Source organism: Arcobacter sp. F2176, assembly GCF_004116465.1.
Taxonomy (GTDB): domain Bacteria; phylum Campylobacterota; class Campylobacteria; order Campylobacterales; family Arcobacteraceae; genus Arcobacter; species Arcobacter siniprincipis.
Genome location: NZ_PDJV01000003.1, coordinates 20058 through 34033 on the forward strand (window position 1 = coordinate 20058; position 13976 = coordinate 34033).

At 28.6% G+C, this 13976-nt stretch carries 13 protein-coding genes; 5 read left to right on the top strand and 8 right to left on the bottom strand.

What is annotated here, in order from left to right; all coding sequences use genetic code 11:
• Positions 1 to 9 precede the first annotated feature (9 nt).
• Both CRU95_RS03275 and CRU95_RS16555 read right to left on the bottom strand, forming a co-directional pair.
• The gene (locus tag CRU95_RS03275; protein WP_129099723.1) at positions 10 to 1254 is read right to left on the bottom strand and encodes an aspartate aminotransferase family protein; all 1245 of its coding nucleotides are present in this window, start codon (positions 1252 to 1254) and stop codon (positions 10 to 12) included.
• 152 nt (positions 1255 to 1406) lie between these two features.
• Complete coding sequence (locus CRU95_RS16555; RefSeq protein WP_164969716.1) at positions 1407 to 1556, bottom strand: hypothetical protein; 150 nt, start codon at positions 1554 to 1556, stop codon at positions 1407 to 1409.
• 287 nt (positions 1557 to 1843) lie between these two features.
• Between CRU95_RS16555 and CRU95_RS03280 the strand changes: the two genes are divergently transcribed.
• Positions 1844 to 3028 carry an MFS transporter gene (locus CRU95_RS03280; RefSeq protein WP_129099724.1) on the top strand — a complete coding sequence of 395 codons (1185 nt, stop codon included), beginning with the start codon at positions 1844 to 1846 and terminating at the stop codon, positions 3026 to 3028.
• Here the strand turns inward: CRU95_RS03280 and CRU95_RS03285 are convergent.
• From CRU95_RS03285 to CRU95_RS03305, 5 genes are all read right to left on the bottom strand, one after another.
• Positions 3025 to 4107, bottom strand: a complete 1083-nt coding sequence (locus tag CRU95_RS03285; RefSeq protein ID WP_129099725.1) for an ABC transporter permease — start codon at positions 4105 to 4107, stop codon at positions 3025 to 3027. The two genes, CRU95_RS03280 and CRU95_RS03285, sit on opposite strands and share 4 nt — an antisense overlap.
• A complete protein-coding gene (locus CRU95_RS03290; protein ID WP_129099726.1) occupies positions 4104 to 5207 on the bottom strand; it encodes an ABC transporter permease in 1104 nt (367 codons plus the stop codon). The genes CRU95_RS03285 and CRU95_RS03290 overlap by 4 nt, the downstream gene beginning before the upstream one ends.
• Positions 5200 to 6894 (bottom strand): ATP-binding cassette domain-containing protein, encoded by a 1695-nt coding sequence (locus tag CRU95_RS03295; RefSeq protein WP_129099727.1) that lies wholly within the window; start codon positions 6892 to 6894, stop codon positions 5200 to 5202. The genes CRU95_RS03290 and CRU95_RS03295 overlap by 8 nt, the downstream gene beginning before the upstream one ends.
• A 2-nt stretch (positions 6895 to 6896) precedes the next feature.
• The gene (locus tag CRU95_RS03300) at positions 6897 to 7877 is read right to left on the bottom strand and encodes an efflux RND transporter periplasmic adaptor subunit (RefSeq protein ID WP_129099728.1); all 981 of its coding nucleotides are present in this window, start codon (positions 7875 to 7877) and stop codon (positions 6897 to 6899) included.
• A 107-nt stretch (positions 7878 to 7984) separates the two neighbouring features.
• Positions 7985 to 8497, bottom strand: a complete 513-nt coding sequence (locus CRU95_RS03305; RefSeq protein ID WP_129099729.1) for a ferritin — start codon at positions 8495 to 8497, stop codon at positions 7985 to 7987.
• A 231-nt stretch (positions 8498 to 8728) separates the two neighbouring features.
• On the opposite strand from CRU95_RS03305, the gene CRU95_RS03310 reads away from it, so the two are divergent.
• The 4 genes from CRU95_RS03310 (at position 8729) to CRU95_RS03325 (ending at position 12757) form a co-directional block, all read left to right on the top strand.
• Positions 8729 to 9649, top strand: a complete 921-nt coding sequence (locus CRU95_RS03310; RefSeq protein ID WP_129099730.1) for a manganese-dependent inorganic pyrophosphatase — start codon at positions 8729 to 8731, stop codon at positions 9647 to 9649.
• A 58-nt stretch (positions 9650 to 9707) separates the two neighbouring features.
• Complete coding sequence (locus CRU95_RS03315) at positions 9708 to 10475, top strand: TSUP family transporter (RefSeq protein WP_129099731.1); 768 nt, start codon at positions 9708 to 9710, stop codon at positions 10473 to 10475.
• Positions 10475 to 11248, top strand: coding sequence for an AraC family transcriptional regulator (locus CRU95_RS03320; RefSeq protein WP_129099732.1), 774 nt, complete (start codon positions 10475 to 10477; stop codon positions 11246 to 11248). Before CRU95_RS03315 ends, CRU95_RS03320 begins: the two co-directional genes overlap by 1 nt.
• A gap of 207 nt (positions 11249 to 11455) precedes the next feature.
• Entirely contained in the window at positions 11456 to 12757 is a 1302-nt protein-coding gene (locus CRU95_RS03325) for a 2-isopropylmalate synthase (protein ID WP_129099733.1), read from the top strand.
• A gap of 410 nt (positions 12758 to 13167) precedes the next feature.
• Here CRU95_RS03325 and CRU95_RS03330 read toward each other — a convergent pair whose 3' ends face one another.
• Positions 13168 to 13758, bottom strand: a complete 591-nt coding sequence (locus CRU95_RS03330; protein WP_129099734.1) for a hypothetical protein — start codon at positions 13756 to 13758, stop codon at positions 13168 to 13170.
• Between the last annotated feature and the right edge of the window lie 218 nt (positions 13759 to 13976).

Here is a 13976-nt window from a genome sequence, read left to right on the forward strand (position 1 = left end):
AATAACCCCTTAGCCTAAGATTGCTTCAACAGATTTTACAAATCTGTTTAGACCTTCTTTTAAAGTATCTTCTTCAATTGTTAATGGAGGAATAAATTTGATAATTTCACCTGTACTACAAGCACCAATAATCAAACCATTTTCAAAACATTTTGTAGTGATTTCTTTTGTCATTGCTGCACTTTCGAAATCAATTGCTAGCATCATTCCTTTTTGTCTTACACCTTTTACAGCATCATATTTAGAGTTTAAGGCATCTATAGTCTCTCTTATGATGTTACCTTTTCTTTTTGTTTCATTATTAAAAGTTTCATCTTTGAAATAATCTAAACCAACTTTACCTGCTACAAAAGAGATACCTTGTCCTCTAAATGTTCCTGTATGTTGTCCCGGGTTCCAAGCTTTATCAATCTCTGGTTTATTAACTAGCATTCCAATAGGAGTTCCAAAACCACCTAAACCTTTTGCTAAGATAATAATATCTGGATCAACATCTAAATCATCAAAACTAAAGTAGCTTCCACATCTTCCTACACCACATTGAATACTATCAAGTATAAATAATGCTCCAGTATCTTTTGCTAGTTTTTGTACACCTTGTAACCACTCTTTTGTAGCCACTCTTACTCCACCTTCTGCTTGAACTGGCTCAACAATAAAACCAGCAGGAGGTAACATCCCCGAACCTAAATCAAACATTTTTTGTCTTAAGTTTTCTAAAGCTTCCATATCATTAAAAGTATCTCTAATAACATTATTTAAAGGTACTCCTGAACTACTTCTAAAGGCATTATTTGCTGTACAAGCTAAAGCACCTAAAGTCATACCATGGAAACCTCTATTAAAAGCAACAATTTCTGTTCTTCCAGTAACTTTTCTAGCTAATTTAAGTGCTGCTTCAACTGCATTTGTTCCAGTTGGTCCTGTAAATTGAACTTTTCTATCCGCCCAACCTCGTGGTTCTAATACAGTTTTTACAAATGTATTTATAAAGTCTCTTTTTACATCTGTAAACATATCTAGTGAGTGAACAACTCCATCTCTTTGGATGAAGTCAACTACTGCTTCTTTCATTTTTGGATTATTATGTCCAAAATTTAAAACACCTGCACCTGCAAAAAAGTCTATAAATTCTTTATTATTTTCATCTATCATTACTGCGTTTGATGACGATTTAAAAACAGTTGGTACTGCTCTACAATAAGCTCTAATTTCTGATTCGTGTTTTTCAAATGTATTCATTTCATTTGTCATTTTTTTTCCTTAAAATATTTTATTAGTTTTTTTGATTTTGTGGAAAAGACCCTACGAGATAAGTAATATGTTTAATGTAATAATTTTATTTATGTATTAAACAATATTGCTTAATAGCACAATTAAAGTAATCAAAGGTAATTGTGCAGGGTCTACCTGGCACCTAGAATGAAGTTTTTGTCTTGAATTAATATATTTTGTATTTGTTTTATTGGATGTGGAATAATATACATAATATTTGAGAAGATAAAAGAATTAAATACTTCTTCTAATTCTAATAATCTATTATTATAAAAAATCATATTAACTCCTTTTCTTATTATAACATGCAAGAAGTCTAACCAAAATAAAAATCTATGTCAATTTTAAGCTGTATATAAAATATACAAATTGACTGCGACTTTTTGTTAGTGTAAACTATCAATTCAAATATTGTATTAAGTGTATTCTTAAAATTAAAATAAATTATAAACTTATTTTAAAATTTGAAGTTAAATAATATTATTTTTATTGCTTATTAAAAAAATAAATAAAGTCATATTTTATATTTTAAAGCTATTATTATAACTTATTGAATATTAGGAAAATAATGATAAAAAATCTTTTTAAATCAAGAGTAGCTTTACTTTATATATTATCGATATCTATGGTTTTTGCTTTTTCAGCTTGGATGAGTTTACTTAATAATTATGTAATAGAAGTAGCCTCTTTTGATGGTAGTCAAATAGGTATCTTACAAAGTTTAAGGGAAATTCCTGGCTTTTTAGCCTTTACAGTTATTTTAGTAATTATCTTTGTTGCTCAACAAAGATTAGCTTATATTGCAATGATAGCTTTAGGTTTAGGAGTGTTTTTAACTGGACTTTATCCTAGTGCTTTGGGTTTATACTTAACTACAATTTTGATGTCTGTAGGTTTTCATTATCTAGAAACTTTAAATCAATCATTATCTTTACAATGGTTAGATAAGGCAAAAGCTCCAATTGTTTTAGGAAAAATCACAGCAGCTAGATCTTTTACTTCGTTGATAGTATTTGTTTTGATATATATTATGATGAAGTTTTATAGTGTAGAGTACAAGTATGTTTATGCATTTTTTGGTTTGATTACTTCGTTTGTTGCGATTATTGCTTGGGTAGGATTTGATCATTTTAAAGATGATGTGGTACAAGAGAAAAAACTAGTTATAAAAAAAGAGTATTGGCTTTTTTATATTTTGACATTTTTTGCAGGTGCTAGAAGACAGATATTTGTTGTATTTGCAGGATTTTTGCTTGTAGAAAAGTTTGGTTTAAATATTGAAAATATGGTAACTTTACTTTTTATTAATGCTATTTTAAATATATATCTTGCACCAAAAATCGGTAAGTTTATTGTAAAAGTAGGGGAATCAACTACTTTAAAAATAGAATATATTGGATTAGTGATAGTTTTTACTTCTTATGCTTTTGTTGAAAATATTTATTTTGCTTTTTTCTTATATATTATTGATCATTTACTGTTTTCAATGGCAATTGCTCTAAAAACATATTTCCAAAAAATCGCAGATCCTAAAGATATAGCAAGTGCAAGTGCTGTTAGTTTTACTATAAATCATATCGCAGCTGTATTTTTGCCATTTTTCTTAGGTTTGATTTGGTTATATTCTCATTCACTTGTATTTATTATTGGTGCAATTATTGGATTGGCATCTTTTATTTTATCTTTTTTAGTTCCTCTTCATCCAAGTCAAGGTTTTGAAACAACTTTAATAAAAAAAGAGAGTATCTCTTAAGTTACTTTCTTTTTGAAAAACCAAGTTGCGATAATAAGAGTAACAACTCCTAATGCAATCATGGGTAAAATCTCCCAGATTGCAATTTCCCAAGATATATCTTTTAAAAATAAACCTTTGAGAAGTATTAAAAAATATTTTAATGCAATAAGATTTGTAAAAGGGATAAGCCATTGGGGCATATTTTCAATAGGTGTTGCAAATCCAGACATTAAAATTGAAGGTACTAAAAGTATAAAAGCACCTAAAATCCCTTGTTGTTGAGTTGAAGAAATAGAAGAAATAAATAATCCAAAGCCAACAACCGAAAATACAAAAGCAAAAATTGAAACTATTAAAATACTAAGTGAACCAATAAAAGGAACACCAAAAAATGTAATAGCACTTATAAAAATAATGCTAGCTTCTAAGATACTAATAATCATAGGTGGAATAGTCTTTCCAATGATTAAAATAGTAGGACTAAGTGGCGCAACTGATATTTGTTCAAAAGTTCCAAGTTCCCTCTCTCTAGCAACTGATAATGAAGTTAAAATCAAAGCAATAAGTATAGTTAAACTTCCAACTAAATTTGGAAGTATCCACCAAAAATTCTCTAAATTTGGATTGTACCAATTTCGAACTACTAAGGTATCTTTATTTTTTGAAAAGAAATTATTAATGCTAAGTTGAACATATCCAACTGCAATTTGAGCACTTGTTGATTTCCTTCCATCTGCAATAATTCCTATGTTTGCAGTTTTGCCTTTTTGCATATTCTTTGCAAAATCTTGAGGTATCTCAATTCCAGCTAGAATTTCTTGAGAATCTATCTTCTCTTTCAAATCATCATAGCTTTTTAAATAAAGTACTTGAGTAAAACGATCACTATATTTTAAAGTACGAATTAATTCTTGACTTTGGCTTGAATTATTTCTATCTAAAATACCAATACTGATATTTTTAACTTCCATAGTTATTGCAAATGAGAACAATACAAGCATAATAATAGGTGGTACAATAATTACAATACGAGAACGCTTATCACTCCAAATGGCTAAAAATTCTTTTCTAATAAGAGATATTAATTGATAAATCATGAGCTTAACTTCTTTTTAGTAATAATAAAAATAATTCCAAATAAAAATAGACCAATACCCAACATCCAAAGGGTATTTGGAATAATTATTTCATAAATATTTCCTGCTAAAAAGAGTGTTTGTAAAATATTTATAAAATATCTTGCTGGTATGATGTGGGTTAAAAACTGTAACCAAGATGGCATACTACTTATTTGAAAAATAAATCCTGATAAAATCATCGCAGGTAAAAAGCCTATGATTAAAGCCATTTGAGCTGCCACAAACTGATTCTTTGCTAAAGTAGAAATAAGCAAACCAATACTAAGTGCTGCAAATAAATAGACACTAGAAGTTAAAACTAAAAGTATATACGAACCTCTAAATGGAATCTCAAACCAAAATAAGGTAATAAGTACACAAATAAGTAGTGAAAAAAGTCCTAAAACAAAGTAAGGTAAAAGTTTACCTAAAAGTAATTCTAATATTGTAATTGGAGTTGACATAATAGCTTCCATTGTACCTCTTTCCCACTCTCTTGCTACTACTAATGCAGTTAAAAGAGTACCAATAAGTGTCAAAGTTATAGCAATGGAACCTGGAAGTAAAAAGTAACTACTCAATAATGGTGCATTAAACCAATATCTTGTTTGAATATCAATGTTTAATTTTGTTGATAGTTTTTCAAACTCAAGCCAATTTTGCCACAAAGCAAAACTATATTTTATAACAAAATTTGCAATACTAGGTTCGCTTCCATCTGTGATAATTTGTATTTTGGGTTCAGCTTTTAAAATATCTTTATCAAAAGTTGCAGGAACCACAATCATGGCTCTTAATTTTCCTTCTTGTAGTTGTTTTACAAAAGTTCTTCTATCATTTGCTATTTGAACATCAAAACTTTCACTAGTTTGAAATGCTTTTATCAAACTAGAAGTGTGGGCAGAGTTTTTTTCAATTACAATTCCCACTGGAATATGTTTTGAGTCTAATGAAATAGCGTAACCCATTAAAAAAAGGAGCATAAGTGGTAAAATAAAAGCAATTATTAATGCACTTGGGTCTCGAATTATTTGTAAACTCTCTTTTATAAAAAGTGCCAATAATCGTTGTTTATTCATCATCTTCTCTTTTAATTAGTTCTATAAAAGTATCTTCCATAGTAGCATTAGAACCAACTTGGTTAATAAGATTATATGGAGTATCCAAAGCTATTGCTTTACCTTTATAAATCAAAGCTATTCTGTCGCAATATTCTGCTTCATCCATAAAATGGGTTGTAACCATGATCGTCATTCCCTTTTGTACCATTGCATAGATATGATTCCAAAATTCTCGTCTTGTAAGTGGGTCAATTCCAGAAGTTGGCTCATCTAAAAAAAGCACTACAGGGTCATGCATAACAGCACAAGCAAGTGAAAGTCTTTGTTTATATCCTAAGGGTAAAGTTTTTGAAGCTGTTTTTTTATATTTTTCCAACTCAAAAATTTCAATCATACTATTTATTTTTTCTTTTTTTTCTTTTCCTCTTAATCCATAAACTCCAGCAAAAAATTTGAGATTTTCAAAAACAGAAATATCTCCATAAAGTGAAAACTTTTGAGACATATATCCAATTTTGCTACGGGCTTTATGTGAAGAGGTTTCTAAGCTTATTCCTAAAACATGTGCCTGTCCACTTGTGGGTTTTACTAAGCCACATAACATTTTAAATGTAGTTGATTTTCCTGCTCCATTAGGTCCTAAAAAGCCAAATATTTCACCTCTTTTTATCTTAAAGCTTACATCATCTGTAGCTTTAAAACTTCCAAAAGCTTTAGTTAAATGGGAAGCTTCAATTAAAGTACCCTCATTTTCTTCAAATTCACCCATTTGTTTTGCTAATAATGATTCCCCATCAAAGTTACCTTTTAAAATATTTATAAAACCATCTTCAAAATTTGGCTGCATATCTTCATAAGTACAATTTTGGGCTTCTATTTTTTCAAGGGGTGGTAAATCATCTTTGCTTTCACAAATCAGTTTAATACTATTTCCTAAGATTACACCATCTTTTATTTGCTCATGTTTTAATGCCAATCTTAGTGTTTGTCTTTTATCTTTTATATCTCCTACTATTTTAAAAACTTTGCCTTCCATAGTTTTACTTAACTCTTTTGGAATTCCTTCAAATAAAATAGAACCTTCATTTAAAAGTATTACTTCATCACAAAGTTCTGCTTCATCTAGATAAGCTGTACTCCAAACAACTCCCACATCATCTTCAACCAATTTATTAACAATCGCCCATAACTCTTTTCTAGAAATTGGGTCAACTCCAACACCTGGCTCATCTAAAAGCAAAAGCTCTGGCTTTTTTATCAAAGCACAAGCCAGACCTAGTTTTTGTTTCATCCCTCCAGATAAATTTTTGGCAAGAAATGATTCAAACTTTTTTAAATTGATAAACTCCAATAATTCATTGATTCTTTTTTTTTGTTCATCTTTTGGAATAGACTGTAAGTTTGCATATAAAGTAAGATTTTCCAAAACACTTAAATCTTCATACAAGCCAAATTTTTGAGGCATATATCCGATTTTGCTTTGTATTTTGTCTGCATCTTTAGGTAAGGAATAATCTAAAACTTCTAATTCGCCACTGTCTACATCAAGTAGTCCAGTCATAAGTCTAATAAGAGTAGTTTTTCCTGCTCCATCAGGACCTACTAGTCCTGTAATTTTTCCTTTTTTTATGTTTATATCTAGTTTTGAAATAGCAGGGATTTTGTTAAATGTTTTTGTAATTTGTTTCGCAACAACTAATGACATTTTTATTTGTCTTTACTTAAATTGTCAAACTCTATGGTTACTGGCATTCCTTGTTGAATTAAGTCATCATGCTCTTGTAGTACAAATCGAACACGATATACAAGTTGTGTTCTTAATTCTTGGGTTTGTACACTTTTAGGTGTAAATTCTGCTTGAGGAGAAATAAAACTTACAATTGCTTTGTATGGTTTGTTTGGTCTTGAATCTGTATAAACTTTTGCTTTCATATTAGGTTTAATTACTCCTAAATATTTTTCATCTATATAACTTCTTATCCAATATTGATTTTGTAAAGCCATTTCCATAATCGAAGCCCCTTGTGGTACTATAGCTCCTACTTCGTATGCTCTTGTTAATATTGTGCCATCATTTGGAGCAAATAATTGTGTATCATTTAGATGGATTTGGGCTTGTTTTTCTTGTACTTTTAAATATTGTAATTTTGCACGAGCTGATTGTATATCTTCTTTTTGATAACCATTTTGTAGTTGTTCATAGTTTTTTTTATCATAATCATATTGTGCTTTTGCACTATTGTATGAAAGTAAAATTTCATCATGCTTTTCTATAGGGATTGAATTTGTTTTGAGAAGTTTGTTATATCTTTTTAAATCTATTTGAGCTTTATTTAAAGCAGCAGAACTTTTAGATAATAATGCTTTAGCTTTTAATATTTCTTCTTCTCTATATCCATTTTCTAACTTTTTTAATTGGATTTCTTGCATATTAATTTGGGCTTGAATTTCATTGAGACTTTCTTGGTATAAATCTTTATCAAGAGAAGCTAATAACTCTCCTTTTTTGACTTTTTTTCCCTCATCAAAATATAGATTTGATATTTTCCCTGAAACCCTCAATCCTAATGAAACCGTTCTTAAATCAACATTCCCATAAAACCTAGTATTATTGTCTTTTTCATTGAAACAAGATGTGAAAAATAGTGCTAAAAATAGTGTAAGTAAATAAGTGGTAATTTTTGTCATAAATGCTCCTAATAAGCTATGAAGAATTTATATTATATCAAATATAAGATTATTTTTTTAATAAAAGGTAAAGCCCTAAATAGAAATAGGGCTTTAAAATATTTTGATTAAACAGTTATTGTTGGGTCGGTAAAAGTTCTCGCACCCAATTCTTGATCAATTGCATAAAGACCATAACCATTATCTCCAACAAGTTTAATTTTGTCAATGATTGTGTTTAATGTAGCTTCTTCTTCAACTTGTTCTGTTACATACCATTGAAGCATATTGTATGTAGCATGATCTTTGTTTTTCATAGTTAAATCACTTAATTCATTTAAGTTTGCACTCATTTTACTTTCGTGTGCTAAAGCTTTTTTAAATGTATCTAATATTGATTTAAAATCTACATTTGCTTCTTCTATCTTAGGTAAAGTAACATGTACTTCTTGATTTTCAAGATATTTAAATAGTTTCATTGCATGTGCAACTTCTTCTTGATATTGCACTAAAAACCAACTTGATGAACCATTTAATCCAATCTTTGAAGCATACGCTGACATACCCAAATAAATATAAGACGATTGGAATTCTTTGTTTAATTGTAACACTAAGGCATCTGAGATTTCTTTTTTTAACATATTAACTCCTTAATTTAGTTTGTATTCATTATGCGAAAAATATTCTTTATTTTCGTTGATAAATCTTCCTGCTAAGATTTTAGTAACTTAATTAAAAGATTTTTGATATTCTCTTTTATTATAAAGAATTAAATTAATGCCCAAATTAATAAATAAAAGTTGTTTTTTATTTAAAAGTAAAATAACATAATTTTAGATAAAATCACGAAAACTTAAAATAGGAAATTTTTTATGGCAATTTATACATGTGGACACACAACTCCTGACTCAGATTCAATTTGTTCAGCACTTTCTTTAGGATATTTATTAAACAAAATAGGAAGAGAAGCGATTCCAGCACGACAAGGACCAGTTTCTCCTGAAACTCAATTTATCTTAGACAGATTTGGATTTGAAGCACCTGAGCTTAAAACTGAGTTTGCAGGTTGTGAACTTTTTATTACTGATTATTCAGATAGAGGACAAGCTCCAGCTGACTTGGATAAAGCAACAGTTGTCGGTATAGTTGATCATCACAAACTAGGTGATATTACTACTTCAACTCCTTTAGAGTGTTGGATTAGACCTGTTGGATGTACAAATACAATCGTAAAAGAGATGTATGACTTTCATAAAGTTGAGATTCCAGCAAATATTGCAGGAATCATGATGTGTGCAATTTTATCTGATACTGTTATTTTCAAATCGCCTACTTGTACAGAAACAGATATTAAAGCAGTTAGAGAATTAGCTGAGATTTGTGGAGTAGAAGATTTTGGAGCTTTAGGTATGGAGATGTTTAAAGTTAAATCAGCAGTTGAGGGTGTACCTGTACGAGATTTGATTTTAAGAGATTATAAACCTTTTGATATGCATGGAACAAAAGTTGGTATAGGACAGTTAGAAGTTATTGATTTAGCTATTTTTGATAGTGTAAAAGATGAACTAGAATCAGACTTAGAAAAATTAAGAGTTGAAAATAACTTACATACTGCATGTCTAATTTTGACAGATATTATGAAAGAAGGAAGTGAAGTATTAGTAGCTTCAGAAAACCCTTCTATTTTTGAAAAAGCATTTGATGTAAAACTTGAAAATGGAAAAGTATGGCTTGATGGTTGTTTATCAAGAAAAAAACAAATTATTCCTTTCTTAGAACCTGCATTCGCTTAAGATAAAAGATAGCATCATGCTATCTTTTTAATAGACAATATTTTTATTAGGATTCCCTATGGAACTTTTTGCTGATATTACTCTTTATTGGGTAATAGGATTTGTTATTGCTGGATTTTTGGCTGGGTATATTGACTCAATTGCAGGTGGTGGTGGAATGGTTCAAGTTCCTGTATTACTTCTAAGTGGTTTATCTCCTCTTCATGTTTTAGCTTCAAATAAAATGGCAGGTTTAGTTGGTGTTTTAATGGCAACAATTAAATATGCACTTAGTAAAAAAATCTCTTGGAAAGTTGTAAGTATTGCAATTATTCCTTGTCTTATTGCTTCTTATATTGGAAGTAGATTAGTAATGTTTGTATCTGATGAGATAATCAAATGGGCTATTATTTTAGCTATTCCTGTTGCTATGATATTTCTATTTAAAAAAAGTAAAAAAATAGTAGAAGAGAAAACAGAAATAAATAATAAAAATATTATTCTTGCAACTGCTCCAATTGGATTTTATGATGGTTTATTAGGTCCTGGGACGGGAACTTATATGACTATTTCTATGAAAAAGTTTTTACATCTTGATTATTTAATTGCAACAGCTTCAACTAAACCTTTAAATTTTGCTACAAATGTAGGTTCTGCTATTGCTTTTATTGCAGCTGGAAAAGTATTATGGGGTGTTGCTATTGTTTTGGGATTAGCAAATATAGCAGGCTCTTATGTTGGAAGTCATTATGCTATTAAAGGTGGAGAAGAGTTTATAAAAAAGGTACTTGTTTTTGTACTTGTTTTTATGCTTGTTGCTAATATAGTAAAGATAATTGTAAGTTGATGAAAACAAAAATCTTCAAAAATAAAAAGTTAGATTTTTTAGAATTAAGATATATAAAAGATATAAGCCAATGTGAAAAAATGCATTTGCATGAAGAACTTACAATTACCGCACTTAAAGAGGGCTCATTAAATATAAATTTTAATGACTCTTCTAAAATATTAAACCCCAATGAAATAGCCATAATCAACTCAAATATAATCCATAACGCAATACTAAATAGTGAAATTGTCAAAGATGGATATGTATTATATATAGATAAAAATTACTTAGAAAACTTGAATTTGGGCATATCTTTTGATTACAATTTCTTACAAGATGATAAGAATTGTTTTATAAATTTATGTGAAATATTATTGGCTGAGGATATTTCTTTATTAGAAAAAGAAGAGTTATTTATTGAGTTTTGTTTAAATACTTTTTCTTTAAAAGAAAATATAGAAGAAGTAGAAAAAAACTCTTTATCTATGAAAATAAAAAATTATCTTGATAAAAACTTTTTGGAAGATATTATTTTAGAAGATATATCAAAAGAGTTTAATATAACAGTTGTTCATCTAATAAGAGTTTTTAAAAAAGAGTTTGGCTTAGCCATTCATGCATATATACTTAATAAAAAAGTTCATAAGGCAAAAGAACTTTTAAACTCAAATTTGCCCATCATTGAAGTTGCTTTACAAAGTGGTTTTTTTGACCAAAGCCATTTAAATAGAAGTTTTAAACGAGTGTTTCAACTAACCCCTAAAGAATTTCAAAAAAATATACTTTCGTAAATGTTAATTTTGTACAAGATTTAAATTCTTTTATTTTATATACTTCTGTAAATAAAAGGAGAAACTATGAATAGTATAAAAAAATATAATCATATTCAAACAAATAATCTACTCTCAAACCTCTTACTCACTAAATAATTTTCAAATCATACCTTATCATTTTTTGTCGCAAATATTTGCAAAATATATAAAATCATGGAGAATAAAATGACTTATAAAAAATATAGACAATATCCTATTGTCAAAGATTTCGTACGAACTTGGCCAGATAATCAAATCACAAAAGCACCTATTTATGGAAGCGTAGATTTAAGAGATGGAAACCAAGCTTTAGTAAACCCTTTAAATATCGAACAAAAGTTGGAGTATTTTAATACTTTAGTAAAGATGGGATTTAAACAAATAGAAGTAAGTTATCCAAGTGCTAGTGATACTGATTTTAATTTTACAAGAAAATTAATTGAAGAGAATTTAATACCTGATGATGTTACTATTCAAGTATTGATTCCAGCAAAAAAAGAGTGGATAAAAAGAAGTGTTGAAGCTATGAGTGGAGTTAAAAATGGAATATTTCATTTATACAATCCCACAAATGAGTTTCAAAGAAGAGTGGTGTTTAATAAAACTGATGAAGAGATAGTAAACATGGCAGTTGAGTCTATGAAATACTTAGTGGAAATTACTAAAGATTTTGAGGGCAATGTTATATATGATTATTCTCCTGAGAGTTTTTCCCAAACTGATTTAGAGTTTGCTGTAAAAATATGTAATAAAGTAATAGAGGTTGTAAAACCAACAGTACAAAAGAAGATGATAATAAACTTGCCAAATACCCTAGAAGCTTGTACTGCAAATATTTACGCAGATAGAATAGAGTGGATGTGCAATAATTTAAACAACAGAAATACCCTTATAATAAGTGTTCATCCACACAATGACAGAGGAACATCAGTAGCCTCAGCAGAACTTGCAGTTTTAGCAGGAGCAAATAGAGTTGAAGGAACACTATTTGGAAATGGTGAAAGAGCAGGGAACTTAGATTTAGTAAATTTTGCTTTTAATTTACATTCACAAGGAATTGATTCTAAACTTGATTTATCAATTGTCGATGAAGTAAAAAAGATGTATGAGAATTTAACAAACTTAAATATAAATCCAAGACATCCCTATGTGGGAGACATGATTTTTACAGCCTTTAGTGGTGGACATCAAGATGCTATCAAAAAAGGGATTGACTTTTACAGAGAAAACTCTTGCCAAGAGTGGAATGTCCCTTACTTGCCAATAGACCCAAAAGATATAAAAAGGGGATATGAAGATGTTATTAGAGTGAATTCTCAATCAGGAAAAGGAGGAGTTGCTTTTATAATAAATGAGTTTTTTGGAGAAGATTTAACTAAAGAGGAGTCCATAAAATTTGGTATTTTAGTAAAAGAGCAAAGTGATAAATTACAAAGGGAGTTGAGTAAGGAGGAGATTATTGAACTTTATGAGGGGCATAAGAAATAATACTCTCTTGAAGAGGTAAACCTCTTCGCTTTCTTACTTTTGTATTGACGAAAAGTAAGCAAAAACAACTACGGCTGCGAAGCCAAAGGTTCCCTCCCTTATTATTTTTATTTTTTATGCTTGCTAAAACTCATTTATTAAAACTTCCGTTTAGGAACTTTTAAACATTCAGACAGTTAGCAAGCTTGTCTAGAAAAAAGAAAAATAATAAATGAGGGAACCCAAAGGGCTTTGATACGGTTGGTGGTTTTGCTTACTTTGTCCACACAAAGTAAGAGAAGCGAACAGTCGAAGAATGTTTAAGAGAAAAACATAGAATATATTTAAATGGTATAAAGAGTTTTAAAATAACGATTGAATTGAGAAACAACTGGATTTAACGATTTAAAACTCTTGTATTTATATTTTATTCAATTGATACTTAAAAGTTTAGATAAACGCACTTTCCACTTGTTTCTCTCCAAGGTTTTGTCATCATTCATAAGTAGTTCTTTATCATATTTTTCTAATAGTTTTTTTACCATATCCTTAAATGGATTTGGTAATTGATCAAGTATTGTTACTCTATCTTCAGGTTCTTTTTCTAATAACATTATTATTAATGACCCTAATAATGGCGCAATATATTCTTTTGCCATAAGTTTAAGTACATATTCTGCTGTATCTTTTTGCATAAGTGTTGGATTTTCATTTTTCATTTTTGTAATTGTGTCTTTATGTTCTTGAATTACACTTTGATATTCTAAGTCAAGTTCTTTTTTTATAATGGTTTCAATTTTATCATAATTAAATGTTTCTGAATATTTTAATGCTGTATCTACAACTTTTTGTTGACTTTCTATCGCTGTTGCCTGATTTGTAATTATATTTTTTGTTTCTGAAAGTAATTTAGACTGTTCATTAATCCTATCATTAAGTAATTTATTTTTATTTTTTTGATACCAAAATAATGTAATTAATATAAAAGTATTTAGAATATCAATTAAGTTTATTTCATTCATATATTTTCTCCTTTGATAACTATTTATTAAACATACATTTTATATAAAACACCCTTAAATCATACGATAATAATATATTTCAAATAAATCCCATAACAAAGGAGTTTATTTGATACTATTAAAATATTTTATTAAATTTTTGTATTTTTATTATAAAGCATAATCATCTATTATTATTTAAAACAAGAGTTATAATAATAAAACTTTACAATCTGCAA